Origin of the sequence: Acinetobacter sp. (genome assembly GCF_036666595.1) — a bacterium.
Classification (GTDB): domain Bacteria; phylum Pseudomonadota; class Gammaproteobacteria; order Pseudomonadales; family Moraxellaceae; genus Acinetobacter.
On the sequence record NZ_JAVWVO010000085.1, the window covers coordinates 1 to 691 of the forward strand.

Genomic DNA, 691 nt, shown 5'->3' on the forward strand with positions numbered 1-691 from the left:
GACTACACAAACCCGTGGAACATTGATCAAAGAATAAGCGTGGAACGTGAAAAATCATAAAAAAAGCCCACCTTGGGGAAGGTGGGCTATAAACTAGAAACTAGAAACTAGAAACTAGAAACTAGAAACTAGAAACTAGAAACTAGAAACTAGAAACTACAGCATTGATTTCTATAGATAATTATAACGCATTTCGTATAAGGTGTATTATGTTAATTTTAAAAAATCTTTGAAGCAGATGATTGAGTATCTTAGTTTTGACCTCTAATCAGGTTAGATCATATGTAATATAAGTATCTAAAAGTTAGGAGAACTCATGAATAATAACTACCCAAAACCTATAATAATTTATTGGATTAAAATATTGTGATCAGATACACAAAGTATATTAGGTCACAGCAACATTAAATAGTGATCCGATCCAAGCACTGAATAACATTGCGACAATTCCCCAAATCATAACCCGAACAGAACCTCTCCAGATACTTACACCGCCAGCATAACTCGCCAATGCTCCCATAATTCCGAGAGTTAAAACGCCAATCAGCATGACACCTTTATCTAAATATTGTTCAGGCAAAAGCATCATTGAAATTAAAGGAAATAATGAACCTACAGAAAATGCGAGGGCTGAAGAAGATGCCGCTAGAAATGGCTTGGCAGAGGTATGATCTGAAATGCCAATTTCATC

1 protein-coding gene is annotated in these 691 nt (G+C 35.0%); it reads right to left on the reverse strand.

Annotated features, from left to right (window positions below):
• Window positions 1-388 precede the first annotated feature (388 nt).
• The coding region (locus RR876_RS16920; protein WP_332637182.1) for a VIT1/CCC1 transporter family protein at window positions 389-691 on the reverse strand (303 nt) is incomplete at its 5' end.